The organism is Streptomyces saintjeani (assembly GCF_055409605.1).
In genome coordinates, this window is record NZ_CP189624.1 from 905165 (window position 1) to 923754 (window position 18590).

At 72.1% G+C, this 18590-nt stretch carries 16 protein-coding genes; 9 read left to right on the forward strand and 7 right to left on the reverse strand.

From position 1 onward, the window contains the following. Positions 1 to 192: 192 nt before the first annotated feature. Genes ACQCO7_RS04080 through ACQCO7_RS04100 form a run of 5 tightly spaced genes read left to right on the forward strand, consistent with a single transcriptional unit; the run spans position 193 to position 5318 of the window. On the forward strand, positions 193 to 948 hold the full coding sequence (locus ACQCO7_RS04080; RefSeq protein ID WP_464070492.1) for a (Fe-S)-binding protein: 756 nt from the start codon (positions 193 to 195) through the stop codon (positions 946 to 948). After that, a complete protein-coding gene (locus ACQCO7_RS04085) occupies positions 945 to 2423 on the forward strand; it encodes a LutB/LldF family L-lactate oxidation iron-sulfur protein (protein ID WP_464070493.1) in 1479 nt (492 codons plus the stop codon). Before ACQCO7_RS04080 ends, ACQCO7_RS04085 begins: the two co-directional genes overlap by 4 nt. Then, the gene (locus ACQCO7_RS04090; protein ID WP_464070494.1) at positions 2420 to 3079 is read left to right on the forward strand and encodes a LutC/YkgG family protein; all 660 of its coding nucleotides are present in this window, start codon (positions 2420 to 2422) and stop codon (positions 3077 to 3079) included. Before ACQCO7_RS04085 ends, ACQCO7_RS04090 begins: the two co-directional genes overlap by 4 nt. A gap of 35 nt (positions 3080 to 3114) precedes the next feature. Then, the gene (locus ACQCO7_RS04095; protein ID WP_464077142.1) at positions 3115 to 3972 is read left to right on the forward strand and encodes an AAA family ATPase; all 858 of its coding nucleotides are present in this window, start codon (positions 3115 to 3117) and stop codon (positions 3970 to 3972) included. Then, entirely contained in the window at positions 3969 to 5318 is a 1350-nt protein-coding gene (locus ACQCO7_RS04100; protein WP_464070495.1) for a vWA domain-containing protein, read from the forward strand. The genes ACQCO7_RS04095 and ACQCO7_RS04100 overlap by 4 nt, the downstream gene beginning before the upstream one ends. A 14-nt stretch (positions 5319 to 5332) precedes the next feature. Here ACQCO7_RS04100 and ACQCO7_RS04105 read toward each other — a convergent pair whose 3' ends face one another. The 3 genes from ACQCO7_RS04105 to ACQCO7_RS04115 form a co-directional block, all read right to left on the reverse strand. Beyond that, positions 5333 to 5692, reverse strand: coding sequence for a cupin domain-containing protein (locus tag ACQCO7_RS04105; protein ID WP_464070496.1), 360 nt, complete (start codon positions 5690 to 5692; stop codon positions 5333 to 5335). 127 nt (positions 5693 to 5819) lie between these two features. After that, on the reverse strand, positions 5820 to 6797 hold the full coding sequence (locus ACQCO7_RS04110) for a threo-3-hydroxy-L-aspartate ammonia-lyase (protein WP_464070497.1): 978 nt from the start codon (positions 6795 to 6797) through the stop codon (positions 5820 to 5822). Between the two features lie 33 nt (positions 6798 to 6830). Beyond that, positions 6831 to 7496 carry a helix-turn-helix transcriptional regulator gene (locus tag ACQCO7_RS04115; protein WP_464070498.1) on the reverse strand — a complete coding sequence of 222 codons (666 nt, stop codon included), beginning with the start codon at positions 7494 to 7496 and terminating at the stop codon, positions 6831 to 6833. 202 nt (positions 7497 to 7698) lie between these two features. On the opposite strand from ACQCO7_RS04115, the gene ACQCO7_RS04120 reads away from it, so the two are divergent. Then, complete coding sequence (locus ACQCO7_RS04120) at positions 7699 to 8520, forward strand: SAM-dependent methyltransferase (protein ID WP_464070499.1); 822 nt, start codon at positions 7699 to 7701, stop codon at positions 8518 to 8520. 10 nt (positions 8521 to 8530) lie between these two features. Here ACQCO7_RS04120 and ACQCO7_RS04125 read toward each other — a convergent pair whose 3' ends face one another. After that, positions 8531 to 9448, reverse strand: coding sequence for a helix-turn-helix domain-containing protein (locus ACQCO7_RS04125; RefSeq protein WP_464070500.1), 918 nt, complete (start codon positions 9446 to 9448; stop codon positions 8531 to 8533). A gap of 105 nt (positions 9449 to 9553) precedes the next feature. Next, the gene (locus ACQCO7_RS04130; RefSeq protein ID WP_464077143.1) at positions 9554 to 9775 is read right to left on the reverse strand and encodes a DUF397 domain-containing protein; all 222 of its coding nucleotides are present in this window, start codon (positions 9773 to 9775) and stop codon (positions 9554 to 9556) included. A 133-nt stretch (positions 9776 to 9908) separates the two neighbouring features. On the opposite strand from ACQCO7_RS04130, the gene ACQCO7_RS04135 reads away from it, so the two are divergent. The 3 genes from ACQCO7_RS04135 to ACQCO7_RS04145 all read left to right on the forward strand — a co-directional run bounded on the left by ACQCO7_RS04135 (position 9909) and on the right by ACQCO7_RS04145 (position 14869). Further along, positions 9909 to 10343, forward strand: a complete 435-nt coding sequence (locus ACQCO7_RS04135) for an ATP-binding protein (protein WP_464070501.1) — start codon at positions 9909 to 9911, stop codon at positions 10341 to 10343. 138 nt (positions 10344 to 10481) lie between these two features. After that, positions 10482 to 12434: a protein kinase domain-containing protein gene (locus tag ACQCO7_RS04140; protein WP_464070502.1), complete on the forward strand. Its 1953-nt coding sequence runs from the start codon at positions 10482 to 10484 to the stop codon at positions 12432 to 12434. A gap of 269 nt (positions 12435 to 12703) precedes the next feature. Further along, positions 12704 to 14869 carry a sensor histidine kinase gene (locus ACQCO7_RS04145; RefSeq protein ID WP_464070503.1) on the forward strand — a complete coding sequence of 722 codons (2166 nt, stop codon included), beginning with the start codon at positions 12704 to 12706 and terminating at the stop codon, positions 14867 to 14869. A 52-nt stretch (positions 14870 to 14921) separates the two neighbouring features. Here ACQCO7_RS04145 and ACQCO7_RS04150 read toward each other — a convergent pair whose 3' ends face one another. Next, on the reverse strand, positions 14922 to 16571 hold the full coding sequence (locus tag ACQCO7_RS04150) for a cellulase family glycosylhydrolase (RefSeq protein WP_464070504.1): 1650 nt from the start codon (positions 16569 to 16571) through the stop codon (positions 14922 to 14924). A 535-nt stretch (positions 16572 to 17106) separates the two neighbouring features. After that, on the reverse strand, positions 17107 to 18105 hold the full coding sequence (locus tag ACQCO7_RS04155) for an ATP-grasp domain-containing protein (RefSeq protein WP_464070505.1): 999 nt from the start codon (positions 18103 to 18105) through the stop codon (positions 17107 to 17109). Between the last annotated feature and the right edge of the window lie 485 nt (positions 18106 to 18590).

An 18590-nucleotide genomic window follows, 5' to 3' on the forward strand; every position in this document is an offset into this window, starting at 1 on the left:
TTCCGGGGGCCGGGCGGGGTGCGCGATCCCGCAAACCTTGTGGTGCGCGCCGCCCCGCAGACCGGGTGGCGTGCGCCGTCCCGCAGACCGGGTGGGGTGCGCATCCCCGGGACCGCACCCCACCCCTTCTCCCCTCCCGCCCCGTCTCCGACTACCCTGCACTCATCCGATGACTGACCCCGAGGAGCCGCGATGCGTGTCGCTCTGTTCCTGACCTGTGTCAACGACACGCTGTATCCGGACACCGGCCGGGCCGTGGTGAAGCTCCTGACCAGGCTGGGCGTCGACGTGGACTTCCCGATGGCGCAGACGTGCTGCGGGCAGGCCCACTACAACACCGGGTACCGGCATCAGGCGGAACCGCTGGCCCGGAAGTTCTCCGATGTCTTCGGGGGGTACGACGCGATCGTCACCCCGTCCGGGTCGTGCGGGGCGATGGTGCGGGAGCTGTATCCCCGGATGGGCGAGCGGGCGCGGGCGGAGGGCCGGGGCGACTCGCTGGCCGCCGTGCTCGCGCCGGTCGTGCCGAAGACGTACGAGCTGACGGAGTTCCTGGTGGACGTGCTGGGGGTGACCGACGTGGGGGCGTACTACCCGCACACGGTGACCTACCACCCGACCTGTCACGGGCTGCGCAGTCTCGGGCTCGGCGGGCGGCCGTACCAACTCCTCAAGGCCGTCAAGGGACTTGAGCTGGTGGAGCTGCCGGGGGCGGAGGAGTGCTGCGGGTTCGGGGGGACCTTCGCGATGAAGAACTCCGATGTCTCGGCGGCGATGGGCGCGGACAAGGTCCGCAACGCCGCGTCGACCGGCGCGGAGGTGCTGTGCGCCGCCGACAACTCGTGTCTCATGCACATCGGGGGGACGATGACCCGGCTGAAGACCGGCATGCGGCCGGTGCACATCGCGGAGATCCTGGCGAGCACGGAGGAGGAACCCGCCGTATGAGTGGAACGTATCTGGGCATGCCGGCGTTCCCGGTGGCCGCGAAGGAGGCCGTCGGCAACGCGACCCTGCGCGGGAACCTGCGCCACGCCACGCACACGATCCGCGCCAAGCGCGCCAAGGCCGTCGCCGAGGTGTCGGACTGGGCCGAGCTGCGCGAGGCGGGCAAGCAGATCAAGGACCACACGCTGCGCCATCTCGACCGGTATCTCGTCCAGTTGGAGGAGTCGGTCCAGGCTGCGGGCGGCACCGTGCACTGGGCGGCCGACGCCGACGAGGCGAACCGGATCGTGACCCGACTCGTCAAGGAGACCGGCGAGTCGGAGGTCGTCAAGGTCAAGTCGATGGCCACGCAGGAGATCGGCCTCAACGAGGCGCTCGAAGCGGAGGGCATCCACGCGTACGAGACCGATCTCGCCGAGCTGATCGTCCAGTTGGGCAAGGACCGGCCCTCGCACATCCTTGTCCCGGCGATCCACCGCAACCGGGGTGAGATCCGGGACATCTTCCGCGCCGAGATGAGCGAGTGGGGCCGCCCGGCGCCCGAGGGCCTCACCGACACGCCCGCCGAACTCGCCGAGGCGGCCCGGCTGCACCTGCGGGAGAAGTTCCTGCGGGCCAAGGTCGGCGTCTCCGGCGCGAACTTCATGGTCGCCGACACCGGCACCCTCGTCGTCGTCGAGTCCGAGGGCAACGGCCGGATGTGCCTGACCCTCCCCGAGACGCTGATCTCGGTCGTCGGCATCGAGAAGATCGTCCCGACCTGGCAGGACCTGGAGGTCTTCCTCCAGACCCTGCCGCGCTCCTCGACGGCCGAGCGCATGAACCCGTACACGAGTACCTGGACGGGTACGACGGACGGCGACGGGCCGCGCGTCTTCCATCTCGTCCTGCTGGACAACGGGCGCAGCGACACCCTCGCCGACGAGGTCGGGCGGCAGGCGCTGCGGTGCATCCGCTGCTCGGCGTGCCTGAACGTGTGCCCGGTGTACGAGCGGGCCGGGGGGCACGCCTACGGCTCGGTCTATCCGGGGCCGATCGGCGCGATCCTCAGTCCTCAACTCCGGGGCACGGCAAGCGAGATCGACGCCTCGCTGCCGTACGCGTCGTCGTTGTGCGGGGCCTGTTACGAGGTGTGCCCGGTCGCCATCGACATCCCCGAGGTGCTGGTGCATCTGCGGGAGCGGGTCGTGCAGGGCGGGCCGGTCGTGCGGGAGGGGAACCGGGTCGTGCTCAAGCCCGCGAAGGGGCATGCCGCCGAGCGGGCCGCGATGCGGGCGGCGGGGTGGGCCTTCGGGCGGGCCGGTGCGCTGCGGGCGGGGCAGCGGGTCGCTTCGCGGAGCCGACGGTTCCATCCCCGGACGCTGCCCGGGCCCGGCAAGGCGTGGAGCGGGACGCGGGATCTGCCGACGGTTCCCGTCGAGCCGTTCCGTGACTGGTGGCAGCGGACCCAAAACGGAAGGGGCGGCGCGAAGTGAGCAGCAGGGAACGGGTGTTGGGGCGGGTGCGGCGCGCACTGGCGGATGTGCCGCGTGATGACTCGCCGGTGGAGCGGGGGTATCTGCGGGAGCACGGGGGGCTGAGTCCGGCGGAGTGTGTCGAGCTGCTGGCGGAGAACCTGGCGGATTATCGGGCGATCGTGCACCGGACGGATGCGGGCGAGCTTCCCGGTCTGATCATGCGCTTGTTGGCCGATCGGGGTTCCCGGCAGGTCGTGGTGCCGCCCGGGCTGGACGCCGGGTGGCTGTCGGCGACCGACGTGGAGCGGGTCGAGGACGTCGCGGAGGGCACCCCGTACGAGCTGGACCGCGTCGCCAGTGTCGTCACGGCGTGCGCGCTCGCCATCGCCGAGACCGGCACGATCGTCCTGGACGGCAGCCCTGACCAGGGGCGGCGCCGGATCACGCTCGTCCCCGACCACCACATCTGCGTCGTCCGCGTGCCGGATCAGGTCGTGTCGTCCGTACCGCAGGCGCTCGAACGGCTGGACCCCTTGCGGCCGTTGACGTGGATCTCGGGTCCGTCGGCGACGAGTGACATCGAGCTGGACCGGGTCGAGGGCGTGCACGGGCCCCGGACGCTGGAAGTGATCCTGGTGGGCCGTGACAACGGAGGTGAACAAGCGCTTAGATAGGAGCGCCCGTGCCGCCCCTCCTGCCGGAGGCCCCCTTGTTCACGTCCGTCGACGACGTCTCCGCCCGCCTCGCCGAGGCCGGGTACCTCGCCTCCCCGGCGATCGCCACGACCGTCTTCCTCGCCGACCGCCTCGGCAAGCCGCTGCTCGTCGAGGGTCCGGCCGGGGTCGGGAAGACGGAGCTGGCGAAGGCGGTCGCGGCGGTGGGCGGCGCCGAACTGGTCCGGCTCCAGTGCTACGAGGGGATCGACGAGTCCCGCGCGCTGTACGAGTGGAACCACGCGAAGCAGTTGCTGCGGATCAGCGCCGGGCAGGGCGAGACGTGGGACGAGGCGCGCACCGACATCTTCGGCGAGGAGTTCCTCCTCCCCCGGCCCCTGCTGGCGGCGATCCGCGGGGACGCGCGCAAGGTGCTGCTGATCGACGAGACCGACAAGGCGGACGTCGAGGTGGAGGGGCTGCTCCTGGAGGTGCTCAGCGACTTCCAGGTCACCGTCCCGGAGCTGGGGACCGTCACCGCGACGCACCGGCCGTTCGTCGTCCTCACCTCCAACGCCAGCCGTGAACTGTCCGAGGCGCTGCGGCGGCGCTGCCTGTTCCTGCACATCGGGTTCCCGGAGGAGGAACTGGAGCGGCGGATCGTCCGGCTGAAGGTGCCCGGCGTCGAGGAGGCGCTCGCCGCGTCGGTCGTCCGGGTCGTGGGGGCGCTGCGGGCGATGGACCTGCGCAAGGCGCCCTCGGTCGCGGAGACCGTCGACTGGGCGCGCACCCTGCTCGCGCTCGGCGCGGACACGCTGGACGAGACCGTCGTGCGCGAGACCCTCGGGGTCGTCCTCAAGCACCAGGACGACATCCTGAAGGCCGCCGCCAAGCTCGACCTGGACGCGGTGTGAACGACGTCGCGGCGCGGCTCGCCGGGTTCGTCGGCGTGCTGCGCGAGCACGGGGTGTCCGTCGGGACCGGCGAGACCGTCGACGCGGCCGAGGCGCTCGCCGTGCTCGGCTTCGACGACCGCGAGGTGCTGCGGGAGGGGCTCGCGGCGACCCTGCTGCACACGGCGGGGCAGCGCGCGGTGTTCGACGCCGTCTTCGACCTGTACTTCCCGCGCTCCGTCGGGGCGCCGGGGCGGGCGCCGGGCGACCGGGAGTCGCTGCGGGACCGGCTCGCCTCCGCCCTCGCGGACGACGACGCCGCGATGCTGGGGCAGTTGGCCGTCGAGGCGGTCGACGGCCTTGGCGGGTACGGGAGTTCGCCGGGGTCGGACGGGTGGTCGGCGCACCAGACCCTCGAACGGCTGCGTCCCCAGACCCTGTTGGCGCGGGTCCGCGACGACGTGCGCTCGCGGGGTGCCGGTACGGGGTTCACCGACCGGCTCCTCGAAGACGAACTCCGGCGGCGCATCGAGGAGTTCCGCGCGCTGGTGGCCGCCGAGGCGCGGCGCCGGGTGGCCGAGCGGCGGGGGCGGGAGACGATCGCGCGGCGCGCGGTGGCGCCCAGCGCGGACCGGGTGGACTTCCTGTACGCCGGGCGCGATCGGCTGGCCGAACTGCGGCGTACGGTGCGGCCGTTGGCGCGCAAGCTCGCGACGCGGCTGGCGGCGCGGCGGCGGCGTGCCTCGCGGGGGACGATCGATCTGCGGCGTACCCTGCGGGCCTCCCTGTCCACGGGCGGGGTTCCCGTACGTCCGGTGCTGCGCCGGCGGCGGCCCGTCCGGCCCGAACTGGTCCTGCTCTGCGACGTGTCCGGGTCCGTGTCCGGGTTCTCCGACTTCACGATGCTGCTCGTGCAGGCCCTCCACGACCAGTTCTCGAAGGTCCGCGTCTTCGCGTTCGTCAACCGGATCGACGAGGTGACCGGCCTCCTGCGGCACGGCGCCGCCGACCCGGCTGGGCTCGGTGCGGTCATCCGGGCCGAGGCCGACCTCACGCGGTGGCACGGCAGCAGCGACTACGGCGCCGCGCTGGGCGAGTTCGCCGAGCGGTACGGTCTCACGCTGACCCCGCGCACCACCGTCTTCGTCCTCGGCGACGCCCGCACCAACATGAGCGACCCGAACCTCGCGGCCGTCCGCGAGATCGCCGGACGCGCGCGGCGCGTGCACTGGCTGAACCCCGAGCCCCGTTCGCTGTGGGGTACGGGGGACTCGGCCGCCCCCGAGTACGCCGAGCTGGTCGCGATGCACGAGTGCCGCACCGCCCGCCAACTCGGCGACCTGGTGAGCCGGTTGCTCCCGGTCTGACCTCCCTCTCCCGGTCAGTCCGCCTTCGCGTACTCCTTCGCCATCGAGCCCGCGAAGTCGTACACGATGACCTGTTCGTCGCCCACCACCCACGCGTCGTGCCCGGGCGGGCAGACGAACACGTCACCGGGGCCGACCTCGCCCTCGCCGCCGTCGTCCATCCGGATGTGCATGCGTCCCTGGACGACGTAACCGTTGTGGTGGATCTCGCAGCTGTCCGTGCCCGCGAGGGGGGCCACCGACTCGGACCAGCGCCAGCCCGGCTCGAACGTCGCCACGGCGAAGTCGAGCCCCGTGAGGTGGACGGCTTCGAGGTGACCGCGCGGGAAATCGCGCCGTTCGTCGGGCTTGTCGAGCGTCTTCATCTCCAGCATGACGCTCCTCCCTTCCGGCCTTACGTCTTCATGGTCCGCCTGTCCAGCGGGGGCCGCCATTCGGGGGAACGGGGATGGGTGCGCCGCCGATGAGGGTGAACCCGGCGTCACCGACGCGGACGCCCTCTCACTCCCCGCCCCCGCACAGCCCCGCGAACCTCTCCGCATCCACGTTCCCGCCCGACACGATCACCCCGACCCTCCCGGACACCCCTTCCACCCGCCCCGCGAGCAGCGCCGCCAGCGGAGTCGCCCCGCTCGGCTCCACCACGATCTTCAGGCGTTCGAACGCGAACCGCATCGCCGCCCTGATCTCGTCGTCGGAGACCAGTTCCACGGCGTCCACCAGACGCTGGATCACCGCGAACGTCAGCTCCCCCGGCGTGTCCAGTGCCTGTCCGTCGGCGATCGTGCGCGGGATCGGGACGCTGACGCGGTGGCCGGCCTCAAGGGACCGCTTCGTGTCGTCCCCGGCCTCGGGTTCCACGCCGATCACCCGGGTGTCCGGGGCGAGCCCCTTCACCGCGGTGGCGGACCCGGCGATCAGTCCACCACCGCCGACCGGCACGAGGAGGGCGTCCAGCTCACCGACCTCTTCGAGGAGTTCGAGCGCGGCCGTGCCCTGCCCAGCCATCACGTGGGGATGGTTGTAGGGCGGGATCAGGGCCAGGCCACGCTCCGCGGCGAGGGCCTCGCTGATGGCCTCGCGGTCACCGGTGTACCGGTCGTACGTGACGATCTCGGCGCCGTACCCGGCCGTCGCCTCGGCCTTGGAGCGCGGCGCGTCCTCCGGCATGAGGATCACGGCCGTCGTACCGAGTTCACGCGCGGCGAGGGCGACCGCCTGGGCGTGGTTGCCGGAGGAGTACGCGGCGAGCCCCCGCTCCAGCTGCTCCGGCGTCAGCCGGGACGCCGCGTTGTAGGCGCCCCGGAACTTGAACGCGCCGATCCGCTGGAAGTTCTCGCACTTCAGGTACACCTCGGCACCGACCCTCTCGTCCAGCGTCCGCGAACGCAGGACGGGGGTCCGGTGCGCGACCCCTTTGAGGCGGACGGCCGCCTCACGGACGTCGTCGAAGCTGATCGGCAGGTCTGTGGTCGTCATGGATGGTCCACCTCTCAAGTCGTTCACACGCATTCAGTGAGGCGCTTCCGCTCTCGCCTGGGACAGATAGCTGTACGCCGAGGCCCTGGAGATCCCGAGCCGGGTCGCGACCTGTTCCACGGAGTGCCGGACGGCGAACACTCCCCGCGCGTCGAGGCTCCGGAACAGTTCCAGTCGGCGCGGGCGGTCGAGGTCGGACCAGGTGCCCTCGCGGGCGGGAAGGTGAGTGTCGACCAGGACGTCGACCACGGAGTCGATGTCGTGCTCGAACGTCGTCACGGGCGTCTCGGGCACCGACACGGCCGGTCCGGCGAGCGCGCCGAGCAGGTTCTGCACCTTGGCGACCTCGGTGATGTCCACGTTGACACACAGCGCGCCGAAGACGGTGCCCCCCGAGTCCCGCAGCACCATCGTGGACGACTTCACCAGTTTCCCCCCGACCGTGCGCGTCACGTAGTTCAGGTCGTCCGACGCCTCGTCGCCCCCGGCGAGCACCCGCAGTCCGATCTCGCTCATCGCGGCCCCCACCACGCGCCCGGTCACCTCACCGGCGACGGCCACGGCCGAGTGCTCGGGCCGCCGGTAGTCGTGCAGCACCACTTCGCACACCGGCCCGAACGTCGCCACGAGCCCGTCCACGACCGGCCTCAGCGCCGCGAGAATCGCGTCCCGCTCGGCATCCCTGCTCCCGCTTCCCATCGTCCGCCTCCCTCACCTCTGCCTTCAGACTACACATCCATCGCCTGGACGAACAGTCCACTTTCGAGTGACACCCCACCCCGCACACCACCCCGCACCTCCTCCGGGGGAACCCCGCCCGGACCTCTGGCGCCCTCGATTCCCGCTTCCCTACGATGAGTTCGCCTCCGCGCCCCGGCGGAGCAGGACTGGGGGGACACGTATGCGGCCCGGTGAACGGCTCTCCATGGACATCGACGCGGCGGTACCCACCGCGGCCCGGATGTACGACCACTACCTGGGCGGCAAGGACAACTACGCGGCGGACCGGGCGGCCTGCGAGCAGCTCGACAAGGTCGTCCCGAGCACGCGCGTGCTCGCGCTGAACAACCGCCGCTTCCTCCAGCGGGTGGTCCGCACGCTCGCGCGGGAGTACGGCGTCCGCCAGTTCCTGGACCACGGCTCGGGCCTGCCGACGCAGGACAACGTCCACCAGGTCGCCCAGCGCGTCGACCCGGCGGCGCACGTCGTGTACGTCGACAACGACCCGATGGTCCTCGTGCACGGCCGCGCGCTGCTGGAGGAGGACGAGCGCACGGCCGTGATCCACGCGGACATGCGGCGCACGGAGGAGATCTTCGCGCACCCCGACACCGAGCGCCTGATCGACTTCTCGCGGCCGGTGGCCGTGCTGTTCAACTCGGTGTTCCACTGCGTCCCGGACGACGAGGCGGACGGCCCCGAGGCGGTCGTACGCAGGGTCGTCGAGCGGCTCGCGCCCGGCAGCTTCCTGGTGATGTGCCAGCTCGTCAGCGAGGACCCGGAGGTACGGAAGTTCGTCACGGACTTCATGGACCAGGCGACGCAGGGGCATTGGGGCCGGGTGCGGCAGGAGCGGGACGTCGCCGCCTGGTTCGCGGGGCTGGAGATCCTGGAGCCGGGTCTGGTGGAGGTCTCCACCTGGCGCCCGGACACGGAGGTCGCGCCGCGTCAACAGAGCCTGGAGTGGATCGAGTTCGGCGGCCTGGGGCGCGTCCCCGGCTGAGCCCGGCCGGCTACCGCGGGTACCGCTCCTCCATCACCTGCTTCAACAGGGCCAGCGAGTCACGGGGGTTGAGCGCCTGGTCGGCCAACCGGTCGAGCGACACCCGGTACTCCTCGGTCTCCTCCTGCGCCTCGACGAACACCGCTCCGGCGAGGTGTTCCAGGTAGACGACGTCGGGCAGGTCGACGCCGCCGAAGCGCAGGTAGGTCACCGGCAGGGGCGGCGCGGAGGCGACCGCGCCGTCCAAAGGGACGATCTGGAGGGTGACATGGGGCCGCCCGGCCATCTCGACGAGGTGGGCCAGCTCCTCCCGCATCACGTCCCGCCCGCCGAGCACGCGCAGCAGCACGGACTCGTCGACGATCGCCCACAGCGCGGGCGCGTCGGCGCGGTGCAGGAGCCGGGCGCGCCGCATGCGCAGGTCGACGCGCCGCTCGACCTCGCGCGAGGGGGCGCGGGGCAGTCCGCGTTCGACGACGGCACGGGCGTACGCGGGGGTCTGCAACAGGCCCGGCACGTACTGGATCTCGAAGGTGCGGATCGCGGTCGCGCCCTCCTGGAGGCCGACGAGCCGGTCGAACCACTCGGGCACGAGCCGCTTGTCGTACCGCTGCCACCAGCCGGGTTCGCCCGCTCTGCGCAGGAGTTGGAGCAGGACGGACGCCTCGTACCCGTCGGTGCCGTAGAGCCGCAGCAGGAGCAGTACGTCGGTCTCGGCGGGCGGTCTGCGGCCCTTGCCGGACTCGATGCGGGAGAGCTTCGCGGGGCTGAACCCGGCGGCGCGGGCGGCCTCCTCCTGGGCGAGGCCCAAGTCCTCGCGGATACCGGCGAGTTGCAGGCCGACCAGCGTCTTCAGCAGGGTCGGCGCGGGGTCTTGCCGGTTCAGATACGGTTCGAGGCGGGAGACGCGAGGTGACTCCGCGGGCATCCTGAACTCCTCAGGGCCGGGCACATGACGAGACTGTACTTTCCCGACCGGATTATCCCATCTCCGGGGCGCGTGGCACATGCCCCCGGAACATGACGGAACGCGTCACAGGAGATGGTCAAACTCCCCGTCCTTCACGCCCGCGAGGAACGCCGCGATCTCGTCCGGCGTGTACACCAGCGCGGGACCGTCGGGGTCGCGGGAATTGCGCAGGGCGACAAAGCCGCCGGGCAGGGCGGCGGCCTCCACACAGTTGCCGGTCGCGTTGCTGTGGCGGCTCTTGGTCCAGCGGGCGTCCAGCGAGCTCGCCCGTACTCCGTTCTCCACCGGCACGGCTGCCTCCTAGGCGGTGAGGGCAATTTCCCGTGAAATTGCACGGGGCCATCGACACCGTGGATAATAGACAGGCCGACAACCGGTGTGCCAGAGCCCTGTTCTGACGTCGTACCAGGGAGAAGCCGTGCCGCCACGTGCCCCGTTCCCCGCCGCGAAGTCCGCGATCCTGGATCTCACGGGCAGCCGGGAGGGTTTCGCCGAGGCCCGCGACTTCACCCACCGCACGCTGGACGACTGGGAGTTGGAGCACCGCCTCGACGTCGCCGACGCGGTCGCGGTCGTCACCGAACTCGCCGCCAACGCCGTGCTGCACGCCCTCCCGCACGCGGATACCTGTGACGTACGGGTCAGGCTCACCCTGCGCCGTACGCACCTGATGTGCGCCGTCACCGACCGCAGCGACGACGTGCCCGTGTACCCGCCGGTCGTCGATCCGTTGCTCGAACACGGCCGGGGGCTCAGGATCGTCGAGGCGCTGTCGCAGCACTGGGGGTGGACGAAACGCACGCCTGTGGGCAAGACCGTCTGGGCCATGCTCCCGACCCGCTCCCCGGCCTGATCCGATCGCCGCAATCACCGGCGTCACCTGCCGGTACTGGGCTAGCCTCGTACTTCCCGTCCGAGACGAACTGACGTACGGCGAACATCACTTCGGGGTTGATCTGTGTCAGACCAGCGACCGGTCCCACCTGGCCCGGTGACGAACGAGGCCGGTGCCCTCCGGCTGACCGGCGCGCAGCCGCTGCGGCTCGGCGACCCGGACCGCGTCGGTCCGTACGCGACCCTCGCGCTGCTCGGCAGCGGCGGCATGGGCCGGGTGTACCTGGGGCGCTCGGCGGACGACGGGCCCGGGCTGTTCGCGGTGAAGGTGATCAGGCCCGAGTACGCCGAAGACCCCCGTTTCCGCCGCCGGTTCGAGCGCGAGGCCCTGGTCCACGACCGGATCCGCACCGCCCGCGCGCCGCGCTTACGGGGCACCGGCTTCGAGGCCGAACTGCTGTGGATGGCGACGGAGTACATCCCGTCGCTGGACCTCGCCGACGCGGTCCGGGAGGACGGCGCGCTCTCGACTCCCGCCGTGTGGCGGCTCGTTGCCGAACTCGGCGAGGCGCTCGGCGTGTTGGCCGAGGCGCACGTCGTGCACCGCGACCTGAAGCCGTCCAACGTGCTGCTCTCCGACCGGGGTACGCACGTCATCGACTTCGGCATCGCCAAGGCGGTCGACGTCAGCGCGATCACCGGTACGGGCAACCGGGTCGGCACGCCCGCGTACATGTCCCCGGAGTATCTGCGCACCGGCCACTGCGACACCGCGTCCGACGTGTTCTCGCTCGCCGGGACGCTGATCTACGCGGCCGTGGGCCGGGCGCCGTTCGGGGACGGCACGGGCGTGGACGTCATGCACCGCGTGGCGTTCGAGGAGCCCGACGCGGAGGTCCTCGCGAAGGTGACGGCCGCCGACCCCGGCCTCGGCGCGCTGCTGGCGTCCTGCCTCGCCAAGGACCCCGCCGAGCGCCCCACCCCGGCGGCGCTCACGGAGTCGGCCACAGCGCATCTCACCTCGCCCGGCTGGCCCGAGCCGCTGGGCTCCCGGGTGCGTGAACTGCGCCGGGCGTACGACGTGTTGCACGACATGCCGGTGGCGCTGGTCCCGCACCTGCGCCCGCGCGGCCACCGCCCGCCCCTCGGCTCGACACCCCCGCCGGGCCCGCTGAGCCGCCCGGCACCCGACGCCGTCGTGATCCCGCCGGTCGCGGACAGCGGGGTGGCGCAGACGCCGGGGTCACTGGCGTACGGGGCGGCGGAGCCGGGGGAGTTGGCGGGGTCGCGGGGGCCGGGCTCGGCGGCGAACGGCCCGCAGCCGGGGCGCGACCCCAACTCCCGGGAACACGCCGGACCTCCAGACGGCCCCGGCTCTTCGGAGACCGCCGGACCCGCAGGAGGCGCCGGCTCTCCAGGTGACGCCAACTCGCCGGACGCCGCCGGGAGTTCAAGCGGCTCCAAACCCCTCCTCGCCGGTCCCGGCCGCCGTCGGCGCAAGCGGCTCATCATCGCCACCACCGGCGTCTCCCTGTGCGCGGTCGCGGCCGGTACGTTCGTCCTGACCCGCCCCGGCACCCCCGCCTCCGCCGCCCCGCCGAGGAACAGCGTCGTGACCACTGGCGGCGCCGCCCCGAGCCCCGGCGCATCGGGCTCGCGCGAGCCGAACGGCACGAAGACCATCTCCGGCGACCGCTCGGCCTCGGACCCCGCCGACGCCCCGGGCGGCAGCCCCAGCGCGCCCACGCCCGACGGCTCGGCCGACGAGGACACCGCATCGGCGGACCCCACCCCCTCGGCGGGCCCGAGCGGCGGGGCGAGCGACCCCGGCACCACCCCGGGCGCCGAGTCCCCGTCCTCCGACCCCGAGCCCCCGCCGGCGAGCTGCTCCTACTACGCGGGCAACGGCCCCGTCGGGCCCGGCGACAGCGGCAAGAAGGTGCAGCAGGCGCAGTGCCTGCTGGTCGCGCGCGGATACGACATCGGCGGCGAGAGCGGCAGTTACGGGGCGGGCACGGAGGCGGCGGTACGGAGTTTCCAGGGCTCGGCGGGGCTGAACGCGACGGGCTCCGTGGACCGTTCGACATGGGGAGCGCTGCGTTCCGGTTGACGACCGGCGACGTGACACACGGGTCGTGAAGATCGACCGGGTTGTGTGAAACTTGGACGGCTTGGGCCGAACGATGAACATCGACGATCGCTCGATGCTAAGAATTGGCCAGATCAGATCGAGCCCCGCCCCACCCTGCCCGGACGCGTGACGGCTCGGAACCGAATGGGACGCACTTGCCGAACACCTCAGCCGACGCCCCGGCGGCCGAGCCCCGGAGAGGGCCCGCGGAAAAGCCCGCGCGGACGTCACTCACCCGCAACTGGCCGGTGGCCAGGCGCCTGCGGGCCGTGCTGCTGCTGCCGGTGCTGGTGACCCTGGTCCTCGGCGGGATCCGGGTACGGGACTCGCTGGACACCTGGCGGGCCGCCGACGACGCGGTCCGGGTCGCCGAACTCGTGGGCGCGGCCAGCCGGTACGCGAGCGACGCGATCAACGAACGGGACGTCTCCGTCGTCCCGTTGCTGAGCGGTCAGCGGGACGCGGCGGTCGTCGCCGAAGCTCGCAGGGTGACCGACGCGGACGCGAAGGCGTTCACCGAGGCGGTCGAACGGATGCCGCAGGAAACCCGGTTGATCCGCCGGGTCGCTCTGGTGCGGGCCGGGGAGCGGCAGTTGCCGCGGGTGCGGACCGCCGCGTTCACCGCGCGGACGACGGGCGTGCAGACCGAGGAGAGTTACTACGCCGTCCAGCACCCCTTGATGGAGATCTCCAACGAGCTGGGGTACGGCCGCTCCAACCAGTCGAGTTTCGGCCGTTCCCTGTACGCGATCTCCCTCACGCAGGCCGCCGAGTCGCTGATCCGGTCCATCGGCACCCACCTCCTCGTCGGCGACCGCGACAAGCTCGCGCGCGGCGAACTCACCGTCCAGCTCACCGCGTTCAGGTCGTACGCCTACCTCGAACAGGTCGCCCTGCGCGAGTACGCGGCGGCGGGCACCCCCGACGACACGACCCGCCTCCAGCAGGCCCTCGCGGCGGCGCAGGCGCGCGGGCAGGAGCGCAACGCGCAGGCCGCCGCCGAGGCGCGGGCCGCCGGGCGGACGTACGTGCCGCCGCCGACGATCGCGACGATGGTCGAGCGGATCTCCTCGGGGGCGTCGATCGGGGAACTCGCCGGGGAGGGCATCACCGCCGAGTCGTTCTTCGCGTCGTCCACGCTCGGTTTCGACGCCTACCGCAGCGTCCAGGTGCAGCTGGTGGACAGCGCGCTCACCAACGCCCGTGCCATCGCGGACGATTCGCGCGACGACGCGATCGTGACCGGCGCGGTGGTGCTGGCGGCGATCCTGCTGGCGTTCCTGTTCGCGGCCTGGATGGCCCGCCTCACCAGCCAGGGCATGCGCAGCCTGAGCGCCTCCGCGATCGACATCGCCGAACGCCAGCTCCCGGAGCTGATCGGCAGGTTGTCGCAGAACGACCCGCACACCGTCGACCCCCGGGTGCGGCCGATCCCGATCACCTCCACGGACGAGATCGGGGAGGTCGCCCGCGCCTTCGACCACGTCCACCGCGAGGCGGCCCGACTCGCCGCCGTCCAGGCCAGGTTGCGGGGGCAGGTGAACGCCATCTTCACCAACCTCTCGCGCCGCAACCAGTCCCTGATCGAGCGTCAGCTCGCGCTGATCGGCGAGCTGGAGGACCACGAGACCGAACCGCAGCAGCTGGAGAACCTCTTCCGCCTCGACCATCTCGCCACCCGGGTACGGCGCAACGGGGAGAACCTCCTGGTCCTCGCCGGGGAGCGGCCCGGCCAGCTGTGGGACCGGCCGCTGCCGCTGGTGGACGTGGTGCGGGCGGCCTCCTCCGAGGTGGAGAGCTACGAGCGCATCGAGCTGGCGGGCGTCCCGGACGTCGGGATCGGCGGCCCGGCCGTCACCGACCTGGTGCACCTGCTGGCCGAACTCCTGGAGAACGCCACGTCGTTCTCGTCCCCGAAGGCACCGGTGCGGGTCCTCGCGACGCGGCTGCCGGACGGCGGGGTCATGGTCGAGATCCACGACCAGGGCATCGGGCTGCGCCCCGAGGACTTCGCGACGATCAACCGCAAGCTCGCCGATCCGCCGGCCCCCGACGAGACCGCCTCCCAGCACATGGGCCTCTTCGTGGTGAGCCGGCTCGCCCACCGCCACGGCATCCGCGTCCAGCTCCGGCCGTCCGCCGCCCGGTCGGGCACGACGTCCCTCGTCATGCTCCCCGCGGTGGTCACCGACCAGGCGCTCCCCGACTCCGACACGCTGACCCTGCGCCGCGCGGTCCCGGCGGGGCGGCCCGCCGAGGACCCGTTCGCGGGGTACGAGTCGTGGAGCGACCACACGCCCTCCGACGACGCCTCGGAGAAGGTGGAACGCTCCCTGCTCAGGCCGCGCTGGGGCCGTAAGAAGACCCCGGCACAGAAGGACGCCGCGAAGAAGAAGGCGTCCGCGAAGGACTGACCCGGGCGGGCCGGGGCGTTCCGCGCTCGCCCCGGCCCTTTCTGATGGTTCGTCAACTCTTGGCGCAGGTCGTGCCGTTGAGGGTGAAGGCGGCCGGTGCGCTGTTCGTGGCCCCCTTGTTGGCGATGAATCCGACGGTCACCGAGCCCGCCGCCGGGATGACGGCCGTGTAGCTGGCCGGTTTCACGGTCACGGCGCCCCCGGACTGGGTGGCCGTGCCGCCCCACATGTTGCTGACGGTCTGCCCGTCGGCGAAGGAGAACCCGAGGGTCCAGCCGTTGACGGCGGTCGTGGAGGTGTTCTTGATGACGATCTCGCCCTGGAATCCGCCGGACCACTCCCCCACCGCCCGGTAGCCGACGGAGCAGGACTGGCCGGGGGCGGGCGGGCCCGTGGTCACGTTCACGGTACCGGAGCGGGTGGAGCGGTTCCCGGCCGCGTCACGGGCGTACACCGCGAACGTGTACGCAGTCGAGGCCGAAAGCCCGGTCACGGTCGCCGAGTTGGTGGTGGACGCGGCGGCGGCCGTCTCCGTCGTGCCGCTCACCCGGACGACGTCGTACGCGCTCACGCCAACGTTGTCGGAGGACGCGGCCCAGGTCAGGGTCGCCGAACTCCCGGTCACCGCCGAGGCGGTCGGGGTGCCGGGTGCGGTCGGCGCCTGGGTGTCGCCGCCGGGGCCGCCACCGCCGAAGATCGTCGCTTCCTTGGAGGTGCTGACGATGCCGTTGGCGCCGTTGAAGATCCGCTGGCCCCACGAACTCAGGTTCTTCGCGTCGAAGTTGAGGGCGAGGTCGAGGACCGGGTCGGTGTTGCCGCTCCAGCTCCACGCCAGGTAGCCCAGCTTGAGCTGTTGCGCGCTCGCCATCATCGTGTCCTCGTCGGGGTCGCCGTACTGGTCGGCGGGGCCGCCGAACTCACCGATGAGGAGGGGGAGTTTCGCAGTGACGAAAGCGCCCAGGTAGTCGGTGATCTCGGCGGCGGTGTCGAACACGCTGTACATGTGGATGGAGAAGATGAGGTTGCCGGTGGTGTCGGCGGCGTACACGGACTGGGCGTTGGCGCGCATGACGCCCTGCCAGTCCTGGCCCCAGTTGGGGGCGTCGACCATGAGGAGGTGCTGGAGTCCGGCGGCGCGGAGTTTCTTGACCGCGGCGATGGTGGGCGCGGTCCAGCCGTCGGGGTTCGTGTTGCCCCAGGGCTCGTTGCCGATGTTGATGGCGATGTAGTCCTCTTGTCCGGCGAGGACGCTCTTGAGACTGATCCAGTAGTCGGCGGCCTGGTCGAGGGTTCCGGCGGCGGACTCCTCGCCGTAGCCGGTGGTGTCGTGGACTTCGAGGACGCAGATGACGCGGTTGGCCTTGCACTGGGTGATCACGTTCGCGACGTCGGAGGCGGTGTTGGCGGTCCAGCGGTGGCCGTCGGCGAGGACGACGCGGACGGTGTTGGCGCCGAACGCCTTGATGTCGGCGAGGGACTGGTTCAGGCGGGTCGGGTACCAGGTGTGCGCGTGGTTGACGCCGCGCATCACGAAGTCGTTCCCGTTGGACTCCAGCAGGCGGCCGTTGCTGATGTGCAGGCCGGTCGCCTTGATGCGCGGTGCCGTCGCGGCCTGGACGGCGGCCGGTGCCAGCGCGCCGAGCAGGAGGGCTCCGAGGAGAGCGGCCAGCACTTTCCGGAAGAGGGCTCTGGGTGTTCTCACTGCGGCTCCAGTAAGTGAGCGCCAAGAGGTTCAGGCTAGGGACAGAAGATGGGAGCGCTCCCATAAACCCACTTGGCCAAGTACACGTCAAGAGAGACGGCGCATGCTCATCGGTGCGTGCCCCCCTACCTGCACACATTCGTTCCGGCCGGTCGGCATATTCCGGCCGCCAGATGGGGATGACCGGCCCCAAGAAGGTCAACACGCCCGAGCGCACGGGACGCGAACCGGACCGTGCTGCGGGGGACGAGGAGGCGGACGTGAAGAGGATCCAGTTGAACAGGCATCCCCGTGGACCCCGCCGACCGGAGCCGCAGGACCTGCGGACGCCGTCGGGCCGGCCGCTTCCCTACTGACGGCCTTTCTGCACAGCGCGCTCTCCGTACGCGGCGGCGCGACCGGGTCGACTTCCCGGCCGCGCCGCTTTGTCGTGTCCGTACGGTCCGACTCCCCCGCAGGTCGGGGTGGTTGGACCCCGTCCCGGTGACGGTCAGGGCGGAGCACGTCGGTCGGGTGCTCCGGCCGTCATGTCACGTCACCGGGACGGGAGCCTGTCGCCGCGCCCCAGCGGCACCCGCGTCGCGCTGTGGTGCGCGCCGGTGGCCAGGGCGTGGGCTTCGAGGTGGGCCTCGATGTACGGGACGGCGACGAGCGGGAGTTCGCCGTCCACGAAAGCGGGCTGCACGTTGACCTCGAAGACGACGCCGCCGTTCTCCACCGCGAGGTCGACCCCGGCGAACGGCAGCCCCACCGACGCGGTCGCCGCGATCGCCAGCTCGGCGAGGCGGGGCGGCAGTCCGTGCGCCCCCAGGTGCACCGGGGTCGCGCCCCGGCAGGTGTTGCACGGCGTGTCGTCCTCGGGCTGGAGGTGCTCGCGGGCGTGCACGATCCGCGAGCCGAGGACGAAGACGCGGAACTGGTGGCGCAGACCGTCGGCGGTGACGTTGCCCGCGTCGCGCGACAGCAGCCAGTCGGTGTCCTGCCCGGCGTAGTAGGCGGCGGCCTCGGCGAGCCGGTCGAGGCTGTTGACGTGGAAGGTGTCGTTGCCGCCGGTCCCCACGACCGGGCGGGCCCAGGTGTCGCCGCCCAACTCCTCGAAGGCGCCTCGGACTTCGTCCCGGGTGGGCCGGGACAGGACGACCGTGTCCATCTGGGCGACGCCGTCGCGCCGGAAGCGCTCGACGGTCAGGTTCTTCTCGGTGGCGGTGCGCCAGGCGTCCGGGCCGGTGCCGAGGGTGACGACGTCGCACTCCTCCAGCAGCCGCTGGAAGCCGGCCAGCTCGGCGCGTCGGTGCGGCGGGATCTCGTAGAGGACGACGACGTCGGGGACGAGGTCGAGGCCCTCCTCGGGAACCCGCAGCCGTAACCGGCCGCCGTCGCGGACGGCGCGGCCCGCGCCGCCGGTCGCGAAGTGCCGTGAGTCGACGCGGACGGGCGGGGTTCCGGTGAGCAGTTCGACGGCCTCGGCGAGGTACTCCCGGCAGCCTTCGGGCGACGTGGGGTCGGCGATCAGGGCGATGCGGGGTCGGGACACAGCGGCCTCCAGATGCTCTCGACGCGCGCTCGCGGCGTGGGACGGCCTGCGCCGCCTCGCGTGCGGTGTCACGGGTGGTGCCTGTCGCGCGGGGTGCCCGTGTCCCGTAGGCCGGCGGCCGTGGGGGCGCGGACCCGGTGTCGGGCCCGGCCGGTCGGGGCGGCTTGCCGGGGCTCCGGGGCTCGTGCGGGGTGCCCCGCCGGTCCCGCGCCGCAGGGCTGTGGCGCCACAGTAGGCGCCCGGTGCCGGACCGGGCCAGGGCGCACGCGCCCCGGCGCCCTGACCCTGCCCTTGCGCCGGACGCCCCGGCCGTGCGCCCCGCTACGACTCCGGATGACGTGCGGTGACCCCTGAGCCCCGTCCGGCCCCAACCGCCCCTTGGCGTACGGCTCTTCGGGTGCGTCGACGCACCGGCGGGTCTCCTGGAATCCGTCTGCCCGCTCTGAGCAGGAACACTCATGCCCGTGTTCATGTCGTCCGGTTAC